The following is a 23836-nucleotide window of genomic DNA, read 5'->3' on the forward strand; positions in this document are numbered from 1 at the left end:
CCTTGACTCCACCGGGGAGGTTCCCATGGGACACACCCAAGACTCACTTGGAGAGAGAGATGACCTTGAAGACCACCAAGCTCCGCGACGCGATCACCTTCGCGCTTGCAGCGGGCGCCACCACGATCGCGGGGACCGGTGCGGCGTTCGCCCAGGAAACTGGCGAACCCGCAACGCTCGACCGTATCGAAGTCACCGGTTCGCGCATCAAGCGTGCGGAGCTCGAGACGTCGCAGCCGGTATTCAACGTCACCCGCGAGGACATCCAGGCCCAGGGCCTGACCTCCGTCGGCGACGTGATCCAGAACCTCAGCGCCAACGGCTCCGCACTCAATGCCACCTACAACAACGGCGGCAACGGCGAAAGCCGCGTCAGCCTTCGCAACCTTGGCTCCAACCGCACCCTGGTGCTGGTCAATGGCCGGCGTTGGGTGGGTGGTACCGGCCTTGGCGGCGCGGTCGACCTCAATACCATCCCAACCGCTGCGGTCGAGCGCATCGAAGTCCTGAAGGACGGCGCTTCGGCGGTGTATGGTTCCGATGCGATCGCCGGCGTGGTGAACGTGATCCTGCGTACCGATTACACCGGCGCCGAAGCGAACGCCTACTACGGCCAGTTCGGCCAGGGCGACGGCAGCCGCGAGTCCTACGACCTCACCATCGGCACCGCGGACGACCGTTTCAGCGTCCTGTTTGGCGCGGGCTACGTGAAGGAAGATCCGGTGATGGCCGGTGACCGCGCCATCTCCGCCGTGCCGATTTTCGGTACCGGTCCCTCTTTCAACTCCAGCACCATTCCCAATGGTCGATTCGCGCTGTGCCCGTCCGGCATCGTCGACCCGACCAGCGGCGCCTGCACCGGCGGTCAGACGCGTCCGGATGGAACCGGGGGCTATTTTACGTACGATCCGGGTTCCGATCCCAGCGACTGGCGCAACTATGTGGGCTCGCAGGATTCCTACAACTTCGCCCCGGACAACTACCTGCTGACTCCGCAGGAGCGCACCTCGATCTTCGGTCGTGCCAGCGTCAACATCACCGAGAACACCTCGGCGTTCATCCAGGGTACCTATAACAACCGCCTTTCCGAGCAGCTGCTGGCGGCGATGCCGGTCGTGCTCGGCGCCGGCCCTGGTGCCGGCGTGCAGGCGCGCACCATCACCATCAGCCCGGACAACATGTACAACCCGTTCGGCGTGCCGGTGAACTCGATCCAGTACCGCGTCAACGAGTCCGGCGGCCGTTCCTTCAAGCAGAACGTCCATACCTACGCCTTCAGCGGCGGCCTGGAAGGTTCGTTCGAAGCTGCGGGCCGGTTCTTCTCGTGGGACGCCGGTACGGTCTACGGCAAGAATTCCCAGGCCGACGAAACCACGGGCCTGTTCAACATCCTCGCACTGCGCAACGCACTCGGCCCGTCGGAAATGCGTGATGGCGTGCCGACCTGTGTGCAGACGCCGGGTGGGATCGCGATCGCGGGCTGCGTTCCGCTGAACCTTCTGGGCGGCTCGGGCTCCATCACGCAGGAGATGCAGGACTACATCGGCTTCGTTGCGCACGACGAATACGGCTACGAGATGACGCAGTACTTCGCCAACGTCTCCGGCGAGATCGTGGACCTGCCGGGCGGCATGATGGCGTTCGCCGCCGGCGTCGAGCATCGCAAGGAGAGCGGCTTCGACCAGCCCGACGCGCTGATCAACTCGGGCAACACCACCGGCAATGCGCGCACCGCCACCCGCGGCGCGTACAGCGTCGACGAGGCGTTCGCCGAACTTTCCTTCCCGCTGCTGCGGGACGTGCCGTTCGCGCAGGAACTCGAGTTCAACGTCGCCAGCCGTTACTCGGATTACGACACCTTCGGCGATACCGTGAACAGCAAGTTCGGCTTCAAGTGGCGCCCGATCGACGACCTGCTGGTCCGCGGCAACTGGGGCGAAGGCTTCCGCGCGCCGTCGATTGCCGAGCTCTACTCGGGTGTCTCCGACTCCTTCCAGCAGATCTCCGATCCCTGCTCCACCACCTTCGGTGGCGCCTACGGCTCGCTGAGCCCCGAACAGCAGGCGCGCTGCCACGCTCAAGGCGTCCCGGTGGGCGGCTACGATCAGGGCAACGCCCAGATCCGCATCAGCGTCGGCGGCAACCCCAACCTGCTTCCCGAGAAGTCGGTCACCAAGACCCTCGGCATGGTGTGGAGCCCGGGCTTCATCGAAGGCTTCGACGTCTCGCTCGACTGGTGGAACATCCGCCTCACCGATGCGATCGACGGCTTCACCGGCCAGGAGATCCTGGACGAGTGCATCCGCGAGGGCGGTCCCAACTTCTGCAGCCTGTACAACCGCGCCGCAAACGGCTCGATCGATACCCTGCTGTCTGCGGGCGTCAACTTCGGTTCGACCGAGGTCGAAGGCTACGACATGACGATGAACTATCGTCTGCCGGAGCAGTCCTGGGGCCGGCTCGCTTTCTCGTGGGATACGACGTACCTGTCGAACTTCGAGAACGACGACGATGGCGACAACCGCACGGGCGAGTACTACGACCGCGACAACAACTGGCGCATCCGCAGCAACCTGCTGAGCCGCTGGGAGCTGGGTGACTGGGGTGCCACGCTGTCGACCCGCTTCTACTCGCGGCAGGAAGAGTCGTGCCCGTTCTACTACAACGACTACGGCTTCGGCGAACTCTGCACCGACGCGATCCTCGGGCCTGGCACCGAAGGCGGCGTCGACGTGGTCCAGGAAGGCTCGTTCAACAAGATGGGCGCGACGACCTACCACGACCTCTCCGTGTACTGGAGCGCGCCGTGGAACGCCAAGATCACGCTGGGCGTGAACAACGTGACCGACAAGGATCCGCCGGTGTCGTACGTGACGTTCGCCAACAGCTTCGATCCGCAGTACGAAGTCCCGGGTCGTTTCTACTACCTGCGCTACAACCAGAAGTTCTGATCTTCGCTGGTTGCAACCGCTTGACCGATACGGCCCCGCAAGGGGCCGTATCTTTTTCCGGCCCGATGCGTCCAACGCGCGACCCGGTGGACTTGAACGGGCTGCGTCAACGATGTCACCATCGAATCGTGACCGCACCGTCCCGCCCAGCATGCATATCGCGCCCGTCTTTGCTGTACCTCTCGGCCAGGCGAACTTCCCGGGATCCGAGATCCTCAATGCAGAGTTGCGTCACCTGTTCCTTTCGAGGGAGGCGCAGGGCTCGAAATTCGCAAACCCGAATCCTTCCCTCAAGCAGCAGCCTGGCGTGTTCGAGAGCGAGTTCGACCTGTTCTCTTGGCCCGACACCTGCGTACAGGAGCTTCGCAAGTTCTGCTGGAAACAATTGGGAATGCTGGTCCAGGAACTGAATGGCTACACCGATGCGGAACTGGCGCGAATCCAGATCTTTTCCCACACATGGTTCCACGTGACCCGCCATGGCGGCTTCGTGCTCAGCCACACCCATCCCATGGCGAGCTGGTCGGGCGTGTACTGCGTGGCTCCCGGCCACAGTCCTGCCGACAGGCCGGACTCGGGCGTCCTGAAGTTCCACAACCCGCACCACTACAGCAATACGTTTCTAGATGCCGGCAACCTGAGGCCCGTCCCTCCGTACCACCACGGCACCTGGAATGTGCGTTTCGCGGCTGGGGACCTGGTCATCTTCCCTTCCTGGCTGCAGCACGAGGTCTTGCCGTTCCATGGAGATGACGAACGCATCACCGTCGCATTCAACTGCTGGTTTGGCCAGCGGCCCGGCCTGAACGCGAGTCAGTAGAACCGCGCCAGTCCATCCTGAAGCGCCCCCAGGTGGCGTTCGTAGTGCTTCCAGACACTGCCCCGATCGCGCCGGATCCCTTGACGCGCCGTGGAGGCGCTTGCGGTCGCGACGCGTCCGTGTGATCGCGTGGTGTCGATCATCCCGTCTTCGTAAGGCACCCCGCAGTGCAACGCAACGCGCTTCGCGACCGTCTCGGGAGCCTGGACCAGCTCGTGGTAATCCACGTCAAGGACCGCTCCCGGCGCCACGGCATGCCAGTGCTGCATCATCTCCCGATAGACGCCGTAGAATGCGGCGAGTTCGTCCTGGTCGTAGGAGTAGGTGGCCACTCCCGCGAAGAAAGTTCGCAGGTTCGAGAAGCAGGTATCCATCGGATCGCGGACCAGATGGAGGATGCGAGCCTCCGGGAGTGCCTTCAGAATCGCACCCACGTTCCAGAAGTTGCTGGGAAGCTTCTCCGTGAACGACTTATTCCCCCGCGCCAGCCAGGGCACGTGCCTCGCATAGCCTTGCCCCATCCGTCCAAAATCCATCGCCCGCATGCGCTCGACGAGGAGGGGATCGGTCCGTCCCGGCGCAGCGTAGTCCGCCGCGAGCTGGATCTGCGCATCGATCGACGAGGTTTCGCCGGCATCGCCGATCATCGAATGACCGGACAGGATCCGCTCGAGCAGCGTCGTGCCGGACCGGTGCATGCCGACGATGAAGATCGGTCTCGCAGCGAGCCCCGTTTCCGACCCGGCGGTTATGAAGTCCGCCGTGAACGCTGAGCGCATGGCGTCCAGATAACTGCGCGCCTCGGCCAGAGAAAATTCAACCTGACGTCGCTTGGCGCGATTGCCGGCCTCCAGCGCTTGCCACGCCCCTTCGAAATCTCCCAGGTCGTGCAGTTCCTTGTGCAATCCGTAATTGAGATAGACCTCGCCTTGGCCTCCGGCGACGGCTCTTCCGAGCTGCTGTCGCAGTCTGTCGACGTGGTTGGACTGCTCCGTCTGGGTCCGGACGCTGGCCAGCATCCAGGACGCCTGCACCATCATCGGATCCGATCGCATCGACTTCTCGTAGCACGCCTCGGCCTGGTCCAGCTGCCCGTCGAAGAAATGGAGGTTGCCGCGAACGTAGAGGCATGCCGGATCGACCCCGTTCCGGGCCAGTGCCGCGTCTGCGAGGCGAACCGCGGCCGCATGCGCGCCTATCGAACTCAGCATGACCACGCACCGCGCGAGAATCGGGACCGGCGCCGTCGATGCGACGCTGGGATGCGCCAGGCATTCCTCGAGCGCCGCGAACTCGCTGAAGTAGCGCAGCCGTTGCGCCAACCCGTATCGCAGCGCCGGGTCTTCCGGTTGCCTGTCCCATGCCAGCATGATCGATGCGTGGGCCTCACGGTGACGGCCCAGGTTCGTCAGGACGGTAGACCGCCCGATGAGCGAAGGCACGTGCGTCGGATCCACTTCGAGCGCCTGGCCGTACCGGGCTTCCGCCAGCGGCCAGTCCTTGCGATCAAATGCGGCTTCCGCGGACATCCAGAGCCGGCCAGCATTCGTCATCGAACACACCTCGAATCATGAGAATTCCGCGCCGACTCGGATTCAAGCCACACGCTCCGGACAGATTCTCGCATCCCCGCGCACGTGCGGCTCTACCCCCGCTCCCGCCGATACGGCTCGAACAGCCGCAGCAGCCACGGCTTCTGCGCCAGCACCAGGCTCACGCCGACCCGCTGCTCGGCGGGCAGCGAGGCGTCGCGGGCGAGCAGGCCGTCGAACTCGCGGGCGAGGTCGTCCAGGCGCTGCTGCATCTGGGCCACGCCGTCGGGGCTGAGGCTGCCGCTGAGCAGCAGCAGGCGGTCGTGTTCGCCGTCGAACGGGTCGGCGAAATAATCGCTCAGCAGCGTGGTGCGGAAGTGGCGCTCCATCGGTCCGTCGGGCAGCCAGCGGAAATTGCGCGCGGTGAGCGGGCGCACCCGGTTGCCGGGCTGCAGTTCGATCATCCCCAGGCGGTCGAGCCTGGCCAGCAGGCCGGTCCACTGCGGCAGGGTGAAGGCGAAATGCGCCATCACGTCGTCCTGGCGCCAGCGGTTGATGCTGAGGAACATCGCCAGCATCAGCGCCGGATCGTCCACCAGGGCCTGTTCCTGCGCCTGCTCCAGGCGCGCCATCGGCTCGCGTCCGCGCCCGGCCTCGGCGCCGAGTTCGGCCAACCCCAGGCCCAGCACTTCGCAGATCTGCTCGAGCCGCAGCAGGCTCATCGCGCGGCGCGAGAACATGCGCTTGACCGCGGCTTCCGACAGCCGCATGCGCTGCGCGAGTTCGCGGTAGGTCATGCCCTGCGCGCGCAGGCTGCGCTTGAGCGCGTTGACCAGATCGACCGAGACGCTCATCCGGGCCCGCTTCCCTGTGGCGCCTGCGGCCGCGGCTGCCAGCCGGACGCGGCGTGCGCGTGGGGCGCTGTCATCAGGATGCGTCCGTCCCGCGCCGTGGTCAGGCCGGCACCAGCGTCTTCGCCAGGTGCTCGACGTAGGCCTCGAACTCCTCCTGCGGCATCCGCGCCTGGTGCAGCTGCAGGTTCAGCTGCAGGAAGCCCACGTACGCGGCATAGGTCAGGCGCGCGCGATGCAGCGCGTCCTCGCGCGCCAGGCCGGCCTGGCGGAAGGACGCGGCCAGGTAGTCCAGGCGGCGCTTGGACACGCGATCGATCACCGGCTGCACCGCCGGATGGTCGAGCGCCTTGAGCAGGGCGCTGTAGATCACGTGCGACTGGTATTCGTGCGCCACCATCTGGAACAGCGCACGCAGGCGCTCGCGCGGATCGGGCACCTGCTCGAGGGTGCCGAACACCGCCTCCTGCTCGACGTTCTCCCAGCGTTCGAGCGCGGCCTGCAGCAGCGCCTCGCGCGACGGGAAATGCCAGTAGAAACTGCCCTTGGTCACGCCGAGGCGACGCGCCAGAGGTTCCACTGCCACGGCGGCCACGCCCTGTTCCGCGATCAGGTCGAGCGCGGCTTGGGCCCAGTCCTCGGCGCTCAGGCGGCCGCTGCGTTCGGGCTTGCCCGCCGCGGCGTCGGCCGTGTCGGCACCGGCGTCGGCGCTGGCGGCCGGGGTCTTGGCGGCGGATCTGGCCATGTCGATCGTTGTCCATACGCTGGCGTTGGGAAAAGTATCGTCGCGCATGCGCACCCGCGTTGACAACCCCGTGAACGGATTCCATACTCGACCGTACGGTCATGGCTCGGCGCGACCCGTTCCCGGGCGTGGGGCCACCATCGAGCTGGAGACATCGTGATGAGCATCGTGATTCCCTTTCTTGCCGTGCTGATCGCCGGTGCGTTCGCGGCCTATCACCGCCTTCGCCTGGCGGTCTGGGTGGCGATCACCGCCACCCTGCTCGTTGCCTGCTGGTTCCTCGGCGCGCACCCGGTCGCCACGATCGTCGCCGCGGTGCTGGTGGCCGCGATCGCGCTGCCGCTGCTGCTGCCGTTCGTGCGCAAGCCGCTGGTGACCACGCCGCTGCTGAAGTTCTTCCGCAAGGTGCTGCCGCCGCTGTCGCAGACCGAGCGCATCGCGCTGGAAACCGGTTCGGTCGGTTTCGAGGGCGAGCTGTTCACCGGCGACCCGGACTGGAACACGCTGCTGTCGTATCCGAAGCCCCAGCTCACCGCCGAGGAACAGGCCTTCCTCGACGGCCCGGTCGAGGAGCTGTGCACGATGGTGGACGAGTGGCAGATCAACCACGTCCACGCCGACCTGCCGCCGGAACTGTGGGACTTCATCAAGCGCAACCGCTTCTTCGGCATGATCATCCCGAAGGAATACGGCGGCCTGGGCTTCAGCGCGCTGGCCCACCACAAGGTGATCCAGAAGCTGTCCTCCGCGAGCAGCGTGGTGAGCTCGACCGTCGGCGTGCCGAATTCGCTCGGCCCGGGCGAACTGCTGATGCACTACGGCACCCCGGAGCAGAAGGACTATTACCTGCCGCGGCTGGCGGCCGGGGAGGAAGTGCCGTGCTTCGGCCTCACCGGGCCGTTCGCCGGCTCCGACGCCACCTCCATCCCTGATTACGGCATCGTCTGCAAGGGCGAGTGGAACGGCGCCAACGTGCTCGGCGTGCGCCTGACCTTCAACAAGCGCTACATCACCCTGGCGCCGGTGGCCTCGCTGATCGGCCTGGCGTTCCGCATGTACGACCCGGACGGCCTGATCGGCGAGAAGCGCGACATCGGCATCACCCTGGCCCTGCTGCCACGCGACACGCCCGGGGTGGAGATCGGCCGCCGCCACTTCCCGCTCAATTCGCCGTTCCAGAACGGCCCGATCCGCGGCGAGGGCGTGTTCATCCCGCTCAGCCAGCTGATCGGCGGCGTCGAGAAGGCCGGCCTGGGCTGGAACATGCTCAACGAATGCCTGGCCGTCGGCCGCTCGATCACCCTGCCCTCCACCGCCAGCGGCGGCGCCAAGTTCGCCGCCGTCGTGGTGGGCGCGTATGCGCGCATCCGCAAGCAGTTCGGGCTGTCGGTGGGCCGCTTCGAGGGCGTGGAGGAAGCGCTGGCGCGCATCGCCGGCAAGGCCTACGCCGCCAGCGCGCTGTCGCAGGCGACCGCCGCGGCGGTCGACCGTGGCGACGTGCCGTCGGTGCCGTCGGCCATCGCCAAGTACCACTGCACGGAGATGGGGCGGCAGGTGGCCAGCGACTTCATGGACGTGGTCGGCGGCAAGGGCATCATCCTCGGGCCGCGCAACATCGGCGGCCGCGCCTGGCAGGCCTCGCCGATCGCGATCACGGTCGAGGGCGCCAACATCATGACCCGCAGCCTGCTGATCTTCGGCCAGGGCGCGATCCTGTGCCATCCGTGGGTGATGAAGGAAATGAAGGCGGCGCAGAATCCCGACACCGCCGCGGGTGTCGAGGAGTTCGACCGCAGCCTGTTCGGCCATATCGGCTTCGCGATCTCCAACGCGGTGCGCTCGCTGTGGTTCGGCCTGACCGGCGCGCGCATCGGCGCGGCGCCGGGCGACGACTACACCCGCCGCTATTTCCGCAAGCTCGACCGCTACTCGGCCAACCTGGCGCTGATGGCGGACGTGTCGATGCTGATGCTGGGCGGCAAGCTCAAGTTCAAGGAGTCGCTGTCCGGTCGCCTGGGCGACGTGCTGAGCCACCTGTACATGACCAGCGCGATGCTCAAGCGCTACCACGACGAGGGCGCGCCGCAGGCCGACCAGCCGCTGCTGGCCTGGGCCTTCCACGACAGCGTGCACAAGATCGAGGTGGCGCTGTCGGCGGCGCTGCGCAACTTCCCCATCCGCCCGGTCGGCTGGTTGATGTGGGCGCTGGTGTTCCCGTGGGGCCGCCGCGCGGTGCCGCCGGGCGACCGCCTGAGCCATCGCGTGGCCGCGCTGCTGATGGCGCCCAACGAGGCCCGCGACCGCCTCGCCCAGGGCGTGTTCCTGACCCCGACCCCCAACAACCCCGGCGGCCGCATCGACAGCTACCTGGTGAAGGCGATCGCCGCCGAGCCGGTCGAGCGCAAGTTCCTCAAGGCGCTCAAGAACAGCGGCATCGAGGCGCTCGACTTCTCCGCGCAGCTGGACGAGGGCGTGCGCGAAGGCTGGATCACGGCCGAGGAACGCGCCCAGCTGGAAGAGCTGCGCGAACTGACGCTGGATGCGATCACGGTCGACGACTTCGATGCCGAGGCGCTGCGTTCGGCAGGCTATCGCGATCTCGCCGACACGGCGGGCGCGCGGCGCGAAGCGGCCTGACCCGGGTCGTGTCCGCGGGCTGCGGCACGCTGGCGATGCGGTACACGCTGCGCATCGCCGGCGTCGGGAGCGGCTGATGGCCTCGCGCGTGCTCGACCTGTACCGCCGGCTCGCGCCCGGGCCGTTCGGGCGCTGGCTGTTCTCCACGCTGGTGTGCTGGAAGGCGCCCTACTTCTCCTCGATCTCGCCGCGCATAGTCGACCTGCAGCCCGGCCGCGGCGAGGCCACGATTGCCCACCGCCGGCGGGTGACCAATCACCTCGGCACGGTCCACGCCATCGCGCTGTGCAACCTGGCCGAGTTCATCGGTGGGCTGACCACCGACGCCAGCCTGCCCGCCGGCATGCGCTGGATCCCGCGCGGGATGCAGGTCGAATACCTGAAGAAGGCGGTCGGGCGCATGCGCGCGGTCGCCACGCCGGCATTCGCGCCGCATGTGGCCGAAGCGGGCTACGAGCTGCCGATGGACGTGGAGATCACGGATCCGTCGGGCACGGCGGTGTTCCGCGCCCGCATCGCGATGTGGATTTCCCCGCACCCGCCAGGCCGCCCCTAGCCACGGACGCAGCTCCCGGGATCGGCCGCCCGGCATCGCACGCCAGTGAGGTCACCGATGCGAACCGACACCCTGCTTCTGCTCTGCGCGCTGCACAGCTTCGCGTTCGCCGCCTTCCACCTCGCGTTCTGGCGCCTGTTCGACTGGCCGCGAACGCTGGCCTCGACCACGGTCGCGAACCGGGCCATCCTGCCGATCGCCAACGTGCAGCTGATCTGGGTGTTCGTCGGCGTAGGCCTGCTGTGCCTGGCCTACCCGGACGAACTGGCCGGCACTGCGATCGGGCGTGCGCTGCTGGCCGGGATGGCCGCGTTCTGGATCCTGCGCACGCTGACCCAACTGGTGTGGCTGCGGCTGAACCGCCCGCTGGTCCATGTCCTCACCGCGCTGTTCGTGCTCGGGGCGATCCTGTTCGCCGCAACGCTGCTGCACTGAGGCGCTGACGCGTTGCGGCAGCCGGCCCCGGATGCGGCCTGCGGCCTTGTCCGGACCACGGTGGGTGCAGGCGCCTTGTGCCATGCCGCTCCCGCGTCCGGTGGACGTGATCGGTATCGGGCACGCAGATTCCCGCGCGGGCGTACCGCGCCCGGCGCGGACACCCGCGGATTCAGGGCGCCGTGGGGCGCTTCGCGGATATTGGCCGCTGCGTCCGCTCAGACGGCAGCTTCGCCTCCTCGCGCAGCAGCCGCCAGGCGCTGAACGTCATCAGCGAGGCGATCGCGAGGCCGGCGCCGAAGACGACGTTCGAACCGAACGCCGACAGCGCCTTGTGCACCCAGACGAAGGTCAGGTCGCCGCCGCGGTAGATCACCGTGTCGATCGCCGCGCCGGCCTTGTAGCGCCACTCACGGCCGACCCGGGTGTAGATGGTTTCGCGCGCCGGCTTGGCCAGCGAGAACTCGCTGGCGCGCGTCACCACCTGCACGACCGCGATCAGGATCGGCAGCGGCGACGCGGCCAGTACCGAGAACCCGACGATGATCGCCGCGCCCGGGATCAGCAGCGCCGGCGCGATCCCGAACCGCGACATCAGCGCGCGCGTGACCAGCAGCTGCACGACCAGGGTCAGCGTGTTGACCGCCAGGTCGATCCGAGAGAAATACGCGGTGCGTTGCTCGGCGGTCTGGAAGGCGGTGCGGGCGATCGCAATCTGCTCGTTGTACAGCAGCGTGCCGACCCCCACGCCCAGCACCACCATCAACGCCAGCCAGCGCAGCAGCGGCTCGCGCGCCACCAGCTTCAGGCCGGCCAGCACCTCGCCGCCCATCGGCACCTCGCCGCTGCGCTGCCCCTGCGCCTGCTCGCGCAGCACCGCGTGCGGTCGCAGGCGCAGGATGCACACCACGCACAGCGCCAGGAGCACGCACGAGACCAGCATCATGTTCGGGATGCCGACCCGCTGCACCAGCAGCCCGGTGAGCGCGGGGCCGGTGAACGCGCCGATCGTGCCCGCCGCGCCGATATAGCCGTAATAGCGGCGCGCCTGCGCATTGGTGTACACGTCGGCCATGAAGCTCCAGAACACGGCCACGGCGAACAGGTTGAACACCGTCAACCACAGCACAAAGGCGAGCCCGCGCCCGGCCACCCCGCTGTCGAACATCGCGTGGAACACCAGCAGGGTGGCGATGAAGAAGCCGTAGATCACCGGCAGGAACACGCGCCGCGCGAACCGGCTCACCAGCCAGCCGTACGCCGGCTGCAGCAGCAGCATGATCACGAACACGGAGGTGAAGATGAACTGCGGCACGAATTCGCCCAGCGCGATGCCGCGCCGGTCGAAAGCGGCCACCAGCGCCGGCGGGAACACCGCGGCGATGTCGCTGGAGGCGACCATCGCCTCGCGCACGGGCCGCAGCACGTAGTAGCCGCTGAGCAGGCAGAAGAAGTACAGGAACGACCACAGCAGCGGCGGCGACTCGGCGAGCGCGGCGCGCAGGCGCGCGGCCCGTCCCGCGGAGTCGTGTGGCTCGGGTGCGTCGCTCATGGCGGGTCCAGGCGGGGGCCGCGCAAACGGTAGCCGAACCTCGCCACGCCCGCCACCGTCCGAGCATATGCTCCAGCCTGCCCACCTAGCATGCGCCGATGCCCGTCCGCCCCGCCGCGCCCACGCCCGAGTACGACTACATCGTGGTCGGCGCCGGCTCCGCCGGCTGTGTGCTCGCCGGCCGGCTGTCGGAAGATCCGCATGTGCGTGTGCTGCTGCTCGAGGCCGGGCCGCGCGACCGCCATCCCTTTCTCCACATGCCGGCGGGCCTGGCGAAGCTGGTCCATCGGCGGGACGTGAACTGGAACGATGTCACCGCGCCCGAGCCGGAACTCGATGGACGCACGCTGTGGTGGCCGCGGGGCAAGGTGCTCGGCGGATCGAGTGCGATCAACGCGATGTGCTATGTCCGCGGCGTGCCGGGCGACTACGACGACTGGGCCGACGCCGGCGCGACCGGCTGGCACTGGGACGCGGTGCTGCCGTGGTTCCGTTGCAGCGAGGGCAACGTACGCGGGAGCGACGCGCTGCACGGCGGCGACGGCCCGCTGACGGTGTCCGACCTGCGGTACGTCAATCCGCTCTCGCACGCCTTCATCGAGGCGGGACAACAGGCCGGGCATCCGCGCAACGACGACTTCAATGGTCCGTCCCAATGCGGCGTCGGTCTGTACCAGGTCACCCAGCGCGACGGCGCGCGCTGCTCGGCTGCCGTAGCCTACCTGCGGCCGGCAGGGGCGCGTCCGAACCTGACGATCGTCAACGGCGCCCAGGTCAACCGCATCACGTTCGAGGGTGGGCGCGCCACCGGCGTGGTCTATGCGACCCGTGGCGGCGCCTTCCACCAGCCCGCGACGCGCGAAGTGCTGCTGTGCGGCGGCACGATCAACTCCCCGCAGCTGCTGATGCTCTCGGGCATCGGCCCGGCGGCCGACCTGCGCCGCCACGGGATCTGCGTCGTGCACGAGGCCGCGGGGGTCGGCCGCAACCTGCAGGACCACCTCGACATCTGCACCCTGCGCCACTGCACGCAGCGCGTGAGCTACGACCGCGTGGGCGATGCGCGCATTGCATTCGACTACTACCTGCGCGGCCGCACCGGTCCGGGCACCAGCAACCTGGCCGAAGCCGGCGGTTTCGCCCGCTCGGCGCTGGCGCCGGACGCGCGCTGCGACGTGCAGTTCCACTTCGTCCCGGCGATGCTCGACGACCACGGCCGCCGGCGCCTGCCCGGCGACGGCTATACCCTGCACGCGTGCTTCCTGCGCCCGCGCAGCCGCGGGCGGATCAGCCTGGCCAGCGCGCACGCGGGCGACCGTCCGCGGATCGAACCGTGCTACCTGTCGGACGAGGCCGGCTTCGACCTGGCGATGATGGTCGAATGTGCGCGGCTGTCGGGCGAACTCCTCGCCCAGCCCGCGTTCGACCCCTATCGCGGCGCGCCGATCTTCCCCGCGCGCGACGACCTGTCCGATGCCGAACTGGCGGCCTTCATCCGCGCCCGCGCCGAGAGCGTGTACCACCCGGTCGGCACCTGCCGCATGGGCAGCGATGCGGATGCGGTGGTGGATCCGCAGCTGCGCGTGCGCGGCATCGACGATCTGCGCGTGGTCGACGCCTCGGTCATGCCCACCCTCCCCAGCGGGAACACCAACGCGCCCACGATCATGATCGCCGAGCGCGCGGCCGACCTGATCCGCCGCGGCGCCTGATCAGACCGGCGCAGTCGCGCGGCGCGTCGCCAGCCACACGCCCAGCGCGGCGAGTGCGAAGCCGGCGCCCTTCAGCGCGGTGAGATGCTCGCCGAGAATCCAGACGCCGAACACGGCGGTCACCGGCGGCATCAGGAAAAACAGTGCGGCCACGCCGGTGGCGGCGCCACGCTGGATCAGCACGAACAGCAGCGCGAACCCGCCCAGCGAATTCACCACCACCGTCCACAGCATCGGCAGGTAGAACCCGGCCGCATCGGCATACCGCAGGCCCTCCAGCCACCAGGCGCCCGGCAGCAGCACCAGTGTCGCCGCGGCGTTCTGCAGCGCGAGCCCCGCGCGCAGGTCGATCCGCGACGCATGCCGCTTCTGGTACAGGGTGCCGACACTGATGCCGACCAGTCCCCCCAGCAGCGCCAGCCAGGCCGGCCACGGCGTGTGACCATCGATGCGGTCGGCGACCACCAGGGCCACGCCCGCCAGTCCGAGCGCCATGCCGCCCCACTGCGAGGCGCGCAGGCGTTCGTCGCCTCCCGCCACCGCCAGCGCGGCGACCAGCAGCGGCATGGTGCCGATCACCAGCGCGGCCACCCCTGCGCTCGCGCCCCACGCGAAGGCGAGGTACACGCCGCCGAACTGCAGCGCCAGCATCAGCACGCCGGTGACCGCGCTGTGCAGGCGCGCGCGACCGTCGCCCCAGGCTACGCCCGCCGCGACCGCGAATGCGCCGAAGGCCAGCGCCGCCAGACCGAAGCGCCAGACCAGGGCGGTCAACGGCGCCGCCTGCGCGACCATCAGCGCGCCGGCGATGTAGCCCGTGCACCAGACGAGCACGAACGCCACGCCGGTCGTGCGCAGCGATGCGTGCGGGCGTCGGTCGGAGTCCGGCATGGAAGCGGAGAGCGGGCGGAACGCCGATGATCCGGGATCGAGCCGGCGCCGTCACTGCGACCTTCGCCATGGCCCGGCAAGCGGCACGATCGCGTCGTATCACGCAGCCTCGTCAGGCGTCGTGTACGCACGGTGCCCGGCGGTCGGGGGCCTGTGGCACGCCGCAGGTCGTGCGCGGCAGGCGGCGAAGGGGCGCGCGCGGGGGGCGCCTTCGAGCTGATGCGGCGGGGCCGGCTGTGGCCCGTCCGCTCCCGCCCGGCAAGGCGGCCAGGCTTTCACGGCTGCCGCGCGGTCGTGCACTACCATGCTGCGATGCGCAACGACTCCTAGGCGGACTGACCGATGCGCTGGCTGCTCGCGAACAGACGATGGCTCGCCAGACTTCGACACCGGCTGGCCTCGCCGCCTCGTCCCCCGGCGCCCGAGACGCCGCTGCGGGCGCAACTGTTCAGCGCCGAGCAGATGGAGACGCACGGGGGAGCGCTGGCGAGATCCCATGCGCTCAGGTCCACCCCGGGCCCCGAGTGCCTGCTGGCCAGGCTCGCCGACAACCAGAAGGTGCTGGACCAGGCTTGCACCCTGCTGACCGAGGCGGTCCACGCTGGACGCGCGCTGACCCCCGCAGGCGAATGGCTGCTGGACAACATCTACCTGATCGAGGAGCAGATCGCGCTCGCCCGCCGTCACCTGCCCAAGGGCTACAGCCGGGAGCTGCCGCAACTCGATCACGGATCGTCCGCCGGCCTGCCGCGCGTCTACGACATCGCGCTCAACGCCATCTCCCACGGCGACGGGCGGGTCGATGCCGAGGGCCTGAGCCGCTTCGTCAGCGCCTACCAGTCGGTCACGCCGCTCAAGCTCGGAGAACTCTGGGCGATTCCGATCATGTTGCGCCTGGCGCTGATCGAGAACCTGCGCCGCATCGGCACCCGCATCATCGACGATCGCATCGACCGCAACCACGCCGACGCCTGGGCCGACCAGCTGACCGACACCGCCGAGTCCGACCCCAAGCACCTGGTGCTGGTGATCGCGGACATGGTGCGATCGAAGCCTCCCGCTAGCAGTTCCTTCGTCGCCGAGTTCGCCCGGCGCCTGCAGGGCCGGAGTTCGGCGCTGGCCCTGCCGTTGACCTGGGTCGAGCAATGGCTGGCCGAGGCCGGCCAGAGCATCGAGCTGATGGTGCAGGCGGAGAGCCAACAGCAGGCCTCGGCCCAGGTGTCGATCAGCAACAGCATCGGCAGCCTGCGCTTCCTGGCGATGATGGACTGGCGCGAGTTCGTCGAAACCATGAGCGTGGTCGACACGCTGCTGCGGCGGGATCCATCCGGTACCTACGGCAGGATGGATTTCGCCACCCGCGACCGCTACCGCCAGACCGTGGAAATCATCGCCCGGCGCGGCGACCTGGCCGAGATCGCGGTCGCGACCCGGGTCCTGCAGCTGGCGCAGGCCCATGCGGGGGAGGCCGGCAGTCACGATCTTCCCGCGCACGTGGGCTTCTACCTGATCGACGAGGGACGGCGCCAACTGGAGGACGCGCTGTCGCTGCGCGGCGTGACCCGGACGGTGCGCAAGACCGCGCGGCGCGTGCCGTTGCTGGCGTACACGGCGCCGGGCGCACTGGTGGTGGCACTGTTCACCTGGGCGACGCTGCGGGACGCGCTGCCGCCGCAACAGCCGGGATGGCTGTGGCTGGCGCTCGCGCTGTGCTTGATCGCCTTCAGCGAACTCGGCGTCGCACTCGTGAACCGTGCGGCGACCTTCCTCATGCGGCCCGACGCGCTGCCGCGGCTGGACTACTCCGAAGGGGTGCCGGCCGACATGCGCACCCTCGTGGTGGTTCCGACCATGTTCGGCAGTGCGAAGGCCATCGCCTCGCTGGTGGAGCACCTGGAGGTGCGCTTCCTGGCCAACCGCGACCCCAACGTGCATTTCGCGCTGCTCACGGACTTCTTCGACGCCTCGGAGGAGAGCCTGCCGGGCGACGCGCCATTGCTGGATCGCGCGCAGCACGAGATCGACGTACTCAATGCCCGCTATGCACCCGAGCACGGCGACCGCTTCTTCCTGTTCCACCGGCCGCGCGTCTGGAATCCGCGCGAGCGCACGTGGATCGGGTTCGAGCGCAAGCGAGGCAAGCTCGCGGCGCTGAACGCGTTCCTGCGCGGCGGCGCCCGCGATGCGTTCATGCGCATCGCGGGCAACACCGCGTCCCTGGCCAACGTGCGTTTCGTGATCACGCTCGATACCGATACCCAGCTGCCGCGCGACGCCGCGCGCGAACTGGTCGGCACCCTCGCCCATCCGATCAACCGGGCACGGTTCGACGAGCGCCGGCGGATCGTCGTCCGGGGCTACGGCATCCTGCAGCCGCGCGTGGGCATCAGCATGAGCGGGCAGCGCCGCTCGCGCTACGCCAGCCTGTACGGCAGCGAGCCGGGCATCGATCCGTACACTCGCGCGGTATCGGACGTGTACCAGGATCTGTTCGGCGAGGGCTCGTTCGTCGGCAAGGGCATCTACGATGTGGATGCCTTCGAGCACGCCCTCGCCGGCCGCATGCCGGAGAACCGGATCCTCAGCCACGACCTGCTCGAGGGCTGCTATGCCCGCGCCGGGCTCGTGAGCGACGTACAGCTGTACGAGGATTACCCCGCGCGCTATGCGCTCGACGTCAAGCGCAGGCACCGCTGGATCCGCGGCGACTGGCAGCTGTTGCCGTGGTTGCTGCCGCGGGTGCCGCTGCCGGGAGCCGCCGCCGGGGCGCCGCGCGCGAAGACGCACGAGCGCAATCCGCTCTCGACGCTCTCGCGCGGCAAGCTGCTCGACAACCTGCGGCGCAGCCTCGTTCCCGCCTCGTTCACCGCCTTGCTGGTGCTGGGCTGGATGCTCGCGGTCGATCCCGTGGCCTGGACCTTGTGGTTGCTGTCGATCGTGTTGCTCCCGCCCCTGGTCGCCTCGCTGGTGGACCTGTCCAACCGTCCCGCGGACCTTCCGCTTCCGGCGCACCTGCGTCAGGCGGGGGTCGCGACGGGACGCAACTTTGCGCATGCGCCGTTGACGCTGGCATGCCTGCCCTACGAGGCCTTCTTCAGCCTGGATGCGATCGTGCGCACGCTCTGGCGCATGCTCGTCAGCAGGCGACGGCTGTTGCAGTGGAGTCCCTCCAGCGAGGTCGAGCGCACGCTGGGCGATTCGTTGCCCGGCGCGCTGCGTACGATGTGGTTCGCGCCCGCGATCGCGTTCGCCGCCGCGGTGGCGCTGTCGCGGATGCGCCCGGAGGCGTTGTGGGTGGCGGCGCCGGTGCTGCTGCTCTGGGCCGTTTCGCCGGCGCTGATGTGGTGGCTGGGCAGGCCCCGGCCACGCCCGCGCACCAATCTCGACGAGTCGCAGCTCCGGTTCCTCGGGCGCCTGGCGCGGCGCACCTGGGCCTTCTTCGAAACCCACGTCACCGCCGACGACCACTGGCTGCCGCCGGACAACGTGCAGGAGCACCCGAGCCTGGTGGTCGCGCGACGGACCTCGCCGACCAACATCGGCCTGTCGCTGCTGGCCGACCTGGCGGCCTACGATTTCGGCTACCTGCCGATGGGCGGCATGATCGAGCGCACCGCCAACGCCCTGCGGACGCTGGAGACGCTGCCGCGCTACCGCGGACACTTCTACAACTGGTACGACACGCAGACGCTCGAGCCGCTCCCGCCGCACTACGTCTCCGCGGTCGACAGCGGCAATCTCGCGGGGCACATGCTCACGCTGCGCCAGGGGCTGCTCGGCCTGCGCGATGCCCCGGTCCTGTCACCCTGCACGTTCCGCGGGCTGTCCGACACCTTCGACCTGGTGGTCGAAGCCGCCGGGGACGCTTCCAGCGATCCGATGCGGGCCATCGCCGCGGCGCTGCCGGCGGCGTGCCGCGAACCGCCGCGAACCCTCGATGCCGCCTGGCGGCTGCTTGCCGACCTCGAGGCCCACGCCGCCGGACTGGCGGCCGGACCTGTCGCAGAGGCCGGGGAAGCCGCGTACTGGTCGCAGGCCTTCGAGGCCCAGTGCGTCGCCGCGCGCGAGGAGCTGGAGCGTTTCGTCCCGCCGGCACCGGCCGCCACGGACGCCTCCGTCGGCGCATCCACGTCCGTGCGCATTCCCACGCTGCGCGACGTGGCGTCGGGTTCCGCGTCCGAGGATCCGCAGCGGGCCGCCGCGCGCGCGCGCATCAAGGAACTGGAGCACCTGGCCCACATCGCGGGACAGTGCGCGATGATGGACCACCGCTTCCTGTACGACCGCGCGCGTCGCCTGCTGTCCATCGGCTACAGCGTCGACGAGCAGCGCCTCGACGCCGGCTACTACGACCTGCTGGCCTCGGAGGCGCGGCTGGCCAACTTCGTCGCCATCGCCCAGGGCCAGCTGCCGCAGGACAGCTGGTTCGCGCTCGGCCGGCTGCTGACCGAGGTCGACGGCGCGCCGACGCTGCTCTCGTGGAGCGGCTCGATGTTCGAGTACCTGATGCCGCAACTGGTGATGCCCAGCTACGAGGGCACCCTGCTCGACCAGACCGCGAAGCATTCGGTGGAACGCCAGATCGAGTACGGGCGCCAGCGCAACGTGCCGTGGGGCATTTCCGAGTCGGGCTACAACGTGGTCGACGCCCGCATGAACTACCAGTACCGCGCGTTCGGCGTGCCGGGGCTGGGCCTCAAGCGCGGACTGGCCCAGGACCTGGTGATCGCACCCTACGCCAGCATGATGGCGCTGATGGTCGCGCCGGAAGCCGCGTGCCGCAATCTCGAACGCCTGTCGCAAGCGGGCTTCGGCGGACGGTTCGGCCTGTACGAGGCGATCGACTACACGCCGGCGCGCGTGCCGCGTGGCCAGTCGCACGCGGTGGTCCGCTCGTTCATGGTTCACCACCAGGGCATGGGGCTGCTGGCGCTGGACCATCTTCTGCGCGATCAGCCGATGCAGCGGCGCTTCGTCGCGGATCCGGAGTTCCAGGCCACCCTGCTGCTGCTGCAGGAACGCATCCCGCGAACCGGCGTGTTCCATCCGCATTCGGCCGAGGTGGCCGCCGCCGCGCCGGTGGGCGACGTGGAGGGCGCGCAACTGCGCGTCTTCCACACCCCCGATACCGCCCGGCCTGCGGTCCAGATGCTGTCGAACGGGCGTTACCACGTGATGCTGACCGCCGCGGGCGGCGGCTACAGCCGCCACGGCGAGATGGCGGTCACGCGCTGGCGCGAGGACGCGACCCGCGATCCCTGGGGCAGCTTCTGTTTCCTGCGCGATGTGGAGAGCGGTGGGGTCTGGTCGACCGCGCACCAGCCGACGGCGGTGCCGGTCGGTGGTTACGAGGCGATCTTTTCGGACGCCAAGGCGGAGTTCCGCGGCCGCAAGCATGGCTTCGAGACCCATACCGAGATCGCGGTGTCGCCGGAGGACGATATCGAGCTTCGCCGGCTGCGCATCACCAACCGCGGTCGTGCGGCGCGCACCATCGAGGTCACCACGTACGCCGAGGTGGTACTGGCGCCGGCCATCTCCGACGAACTGCATCCGGCCTTCAGCAACCTGTTCGTGCAGACCGAGCTGGTGCGGGCCAGGCAGGCGATCGTCTGCACCCGCCGGCCCCGCGGGCATGACGAGGTTCCGCCGTGGATGTTCCACCTGCTGGCGGTGCACGAGGCGGATGTGGAAGCCATCTCGTACGAGACCGATCGCGCCCGCTTTGTGGGCCGCGGCAATACGCTGCTCGCGCCGCAGGCACTGACCCGGCAGGATGCGCTTTCCGACACCGCGGGCTCCGTGCTCGATCCGGTGGTCGCCATCCGCTGCCGGATCACGCTTCAGCCCGGGCGCAGCGCGACCATCGACATGGTCACCGGGATTGGGAACGCCCGCGCCACGTGCGTGGCGCTGATCGACAAGTACCGCGACCGCAGGCTCGCCGACCGCGTGTTCGACCTGGCCTGGACGCACAGCCAGGTGGTGCGCCGCCAGATCAACGCCAGCGAGGCGGATGCCCAGCTGTACGAACAACTTGCGGGGCTGATGATCTTCGCGCATCCCGCGCTGCGCGCCGATCACGCCGTGCTGCTGCAGAACCGGCGCGGCCAGTCCGGGCTCTGGGGCCAGGCGATCTCGGGAGACCACCCGATCGCGATCGTGCGCATCGCCGAGGCGGCGAACATCGAACTGGTGCGCCAGATGGTGCAGGCGCACGCGTACTGGCGGCTCAAGGGGCTGGCGGTCGACCTCGTGATCTGGAACGAGGACCACGCCGGCTACCGGCAGCAACTGCAGGACCAGATCATGGGCCTGGTCGCGGCCGGGGTGGAAGCCAACGTGATCGACCGCCCCGGCGGCATCTTCGTGCGGCCGGCGCAGCAGCTCTCGCAGGAAGACCGGATCCTGCTGCAATCGGTCGCGCGCGTGATCGTCAGCGACTCCAACGGGCCGCTGGCGGAACAGGTCGGCCGCAAGGGCGCGACCGCAGTGCCGGTCCCCCTGCTCGTCCCCGCGCCGCTTCTCCACGACGCGGCCGCCGAAGACACCGATCCCGATGCGCCTCCCCCGCCGTCGGACGAGGTCGATCCCTGGCCGTTCGATGCGGTGTCGGAGGAACGCATCCTCGCCAACGGCATGGGCGCGTTCTCCGCCGACGGGCGCGAGTACGTCATCGACCTCGCCCCCGGCCAGGTCACCCCGGCGCCGTGGTCGAACGTGCTGGCCAACGAAGGCTTCGGCTGCGTCGTCAGCGACAGCACGCCCGGATACACCTGGGCCGAGAACGCGCACGAATTCCGGCTCACGCCCTGGCACAACGATCCGGTGGGCGATGCCAGCGGCGAGGCCTTCTACCTGCGCGACGAGGACACCGGCAAGGTGTGGTCTCCGATGCCGCTGCCAGTGCGCGGCGAAGGCAGCTACCGCGTGCGGCACGGCTTCGGCTACAGCGTCTTCGAACACGTCGAGGACGGGATCGCCAGCGAACTGTGGGTCTATGTGGACCTCGATGCCGCGGTGAAGTACAGCGTGCTGCGGCTGCGCAACCGCTCCGGCCGTCCGCGCCGGCTGTCGGCCACCGGCTACGTCGAGTGGATCCTCGGGGACCTGCGGGCCAGGACCCAGATGCACGTGATCAGCGAGGTCGACGGCGACAGCGGCGTGCTCACGGCGCGCAACACGTACAACACCGAGTTCGCGCACCGGGTCGCGTTCTTCGATGCCGACACCCCCGGCGGCGGCGACGACCGCCGCAGCGTCACCGCCGACCGGGCAGAATTCCTCGGCCGCAACGGCAGCCTGCAGGCGCCGGCCGCCCTGCTGCGCCAGCGCCTGTCCGGCAGGCTGGGCGCGGGCCTGGACCCGTGCGCGGCGATCCAGGTACCGCTCCTGCTCGGCAGCGGCGCGGAGACCGAAACCGTGTTCCGGCTGGGGATGGGCGCGAATTGGGGAGAGGCCGTCGCACTGGCACGGCGCACGCGCGGCTCCGGGGCCGCGCACGACGCGCTCGACGCCCTGCGCATCCACTGGCTGCGCACGCTGGGCGCCGTGCGTGTGGAGACGCCCGATCCGACGGTGGACGTGCTGGCCAACGGCTGGTTGCTGTACCAGACCATCGCCTGCCGCTACCTGGCGCGCAGCGGCTACTACCAGTCCGGCGGCGCATTCGGGTTCCGGGACCAGCTGCAGGACACGATGGCGATGCTGCATGCGCAGCCCGGCCGCGCGCGCGCCCACCTGCTGCGCAGCGCCGAGCACCAGTTCCCCGAGGGCGACGTGCTGCACTGGTGGCATCCCCCGCTCGATCGCGGCGTGCGCACCCGCTGTTCCGACGACTACCTCTGGCTGCCGGTGGCGGCGGCGCGCTACGTCGAGGTCACCGGCGACGCCAGCGTGCTCGACGAGCGCGTGCATTACATCGAGGGCCGGCCGGTCAACGCGGACGAGGAGTCCTACTACGACCTGCCCACGCGCTCGGGCCTGAGCGAGGATCTCTACCGGCACTGCGTACGCTCGCTGCAGCGGGGCATGCGCCTGCTCGGCGAGCGCGGCCTGCCGCTGATCGCGACCGGCGACTGGAACGACGGCATGAACCGGGTCGGCGAACGCGGTCGTGGCGAGAGCGTGTGGCTGGGCTTCTTCCTGTACGACGCACTGGGCCGCTTCAGTCCGCTGGCGCGCGCGCGCGGCGACCATGCCTTCGCGGAAACCTGCCTGGAGGCCGCCGAGCGCCTGCGCCAGAACCTCGAGACCCACGCCTGGGACGGGGCCTGGTACCGCCGCGCGTGGTTCGACAACGGCGCGCCGCTGGGCTCGACCGACAGCGACGAGTGCAACATCGACTCGATCGCGCAGAGCTGGTCGGTGCTCTCGGGAGCCGGCGCGCCCGACCGCACGCGCCAGGCGCTCGCTTCGCTGGACAGGCACCTGGTGCGACGCGACGCCGGGCTGATCCAGCTGCTCGACCCGCCCTTCGACGCCACCGCGCAGGACCCGGGCTACATCCGCGGCTACGTGCCCGGCGTGCGCGAGAACGGCGGCCAGTACACGCATGCGGCGATCTGGGCGACGATGGCCTTCGCCCACCGGGGCGACAGCGCGAAGGCCTGGGAACTGCTGGGCATGATCAATCCGGTGAACCATGCGCGCGATGGCGAAGCGATCGCGACCTACAAGGTCGAACCCTACGTGGTGGCCGCCGATGTCTACGCCGTGGCGCCGCACGTGGGTCGCGGCGGGTGGAGCTGGTATACCGGCTCGGCCGGCTGGATGTACCGGTTGATTGTCGAATCGCTGCTCGGCCTACGGCGTCGCGGCGATCGCCTCCGGATCGCGCCCTGCATTCCCGTCGACTGGCCGGAGTACGCCCTGCGCTATCGCTACGGCGATACCGTCTACCACATCCGCGTCCGCCAGCAGGCCCCGGGCGACGGGCCGCGCGGACTGGTGGTGGATGGCGTGGTGCAGGACGGCTTCGAGATCGCGCTGGTGGACGACCACGCCCGGCACGATGTCGACGTGGTCTGGGTGCGGGACGACGCGGAGGCGGGCCCCACCGGCGCGGGATGAACGGCCGTACCGCGTCGCTGCGGACACGTGGGCCGGCAACGTCCTGTCGAGACGCCCCCGACGTGGGCTGACGCCGCCCAGG

General features: G+C 69.3%; 12 protein-coding genes. 7 read left to right on the forward strand and 5 right to left on the reverse strand.

What is annotated here, in order from left to right; genetic code table 11:
• The first annotated feature begins 59 nt into the window (after positions 1-59).
• Entirely contained in the window at positions 60-2951 is a 2892-nt protein-coding gene (locus tag QFW80_RS07455; RefSeq protein ID WP_280600978.1) for a TonB-dependent receptor plug domain-containing protein, read from the forward strand.
• 151 nt (positions 2952-3102) lie between these two features.
• Positions 3103-3771, forward strand: a complete 669-nt coding sequence (locus tag QFW80_RS07460; protein WP_280600979.1) for a TIGR02466 family protein — start codon at positions 3103-3105, stop codon at positions 3769-3771.
• Here the strand turns inward: QFW80_RS07460 and QFW80_RS07465 are convergent.
• From QFW80_RS07465 to QFW80_RS07475, 3 genes are all read right to left on the reverse strand, one after another.
• The gene (locus QFW80_RS07465; RefSeq protein ID WP_280600981.1) at positions 3765-5324 is read right to left on the reverse strand and encodes a tetratricopeptide repeat-containing sulfotransferase family protein; all 1560 of its coding nucleotides are present in this window, start codon (positions 5322-5324) and stop codon (positions 3765-3767) included. The two genes, QFW80_RS07460 and QFW80_RS07465, sit on opposite strands and share 7 nt — an antisense overlap.
• A gap of 92 nt (positions 5325-5416) precedes the next feature.
• Positions 5417-6157 (reverse strand): helix-turn-helix domain-containing protein, encoded by a 741-nt coding sequence (locus QFW80_RS07470; RefSeq protein WP_280600983.1) that lies wholly within the window; start codon positions 6155-6157, stop codon positions 5417-5419.
• A gap of 100 nt (positions 6158-6257) precedes the next feature.
• A complete protein-coding gene (locus QFW80_RS07475; RefSeq protein WP_280600985.1) occupies positions 6258-6899 on the reverse strand; it encodes a TetR/AcrR family transcriptional regulator in 642 nt (213 codons plus the stop codon).
• Between the two features lie 159 nt (positions 6900-7058).
• Here QFW80_RS07475 and QFW80_RS07480 point away from each other — a divergent pair, with 159 nt between their 5' ends.
• The 3 genes from QFW80_RS07480 (at position 7059) to QFW80_RS07490 (ending at position 10527) form a co-directional block, all read left to right on the forward strand.
• A complete protein-coding gene (locus tag QFW80_RS07480) occupies positions 7059-9536 on the forward strand; it encodes an acyl-CoA dehydrogenase (RefSeq protein ID WP_280600986.1) in 2478 nt (825 codons plus the stop codon).
• 76 nt (positions 9537-9612) lie between these two features.
• Positions 9613-10092 carry a hotdog fold domain-containing protein gene (locus QFW80_RS07485; RefSeq protein ID WP_280600987.1) on the forward strand — a complete coding sequence of 160 codons (480 nt, stop codon included), beginning with the start codon at positions 9613-9615 and terminating at the stop codon, positions 10090-10092.
• A 57-nt stretch (positions 10093-10149) separates the two neighbouring features.
• The gene (locus QFW80_RS07490; RefSeq protein WP_280600989.1) at positions 10150-10527 is read left to right on the forward strand and encodes a hypothetical protein; all 378 of its coding nucleotides are present in this window, start codon (positions 10150-10152) and stop codon (positions 10525-10527) included.
• Positions 10528-10699: 172 nt separating this feature from the next.
• Here the strand turns inward: QFW80_RS07490 and QFW80_RS07495 are convergent, their stop codons facing one another.
• Positions 10700-12079 carry an NTP/NDP exchange transporter gene (locus QFW80_RS07495; RefSeq protein ID WP_280600990.1) on the reverse strand — a complete coding sequence of 460 codons (1380 nt, stop codon included), beginning with the start codon at positions 12077-12079 and terminating at the stop codon, positions 10700-10702.
• Positions 12080-12177: 98 nt separating this feature from the next.
• Between QFW80_RS07495 and QFW80_RS07500 the strand changes: the two genes are divergently transcribed.
• The gene (locus tag QFW80_RS07500; protein ID WP_280600992.1) at positions 12178-13791 is read left to right on the forward strand and encodes a GMC family oxidoreductase; all 1614 of its coding nucleotides are present in this window, start codon (positions 12178-12180) and stop codon (positions 13789-13791) included.
• On the opposite strand, the gene QFW80_RS07505 is transcribed toward QFW80_RS07500, so the two are convergent.
• The gene (locus QFW80_RS07505) at positions 13792-14682 is read right to left on the reverse strand and encodes a DMT family transporter (protein WP_280600994.1); all 891 of its coding nucleotides are present in this window, start codon (positions 14680-14682) and stop codon (positions 13792-13794) included. It abuts the gene before it with no gap.
• 342 nt (positions 14683-15024) lie between these two features.
• Between QFW80_RS07505 and QFW80_RS07510 the strand changes: the two genes are divergently transcribed.
• Positions 15025-23754: a GH36-type glycosyl hydrolase domain-containing protein gene (locus QFW80_RS07510; protein ID WP_280600996.1), complete on the forward strand. Its 8730-nt coding sequence runs from the start codon at positions 15025-15027 to the stop codon at positions 23752-23754.
• Positions 23755-23836 lie beyond the last annotated feature (82 nt).

It is taken from the genome of Luteimonas rhizosphaericola (genome assembly GCF_029888045.1).
Lineage (GTDB): Bacteria > Pseudomonadota > Gammaproteobacteria > Xanthomonadales > Xanthomonadaceae > Luteimonas > Luteimonas rhizosphaericola.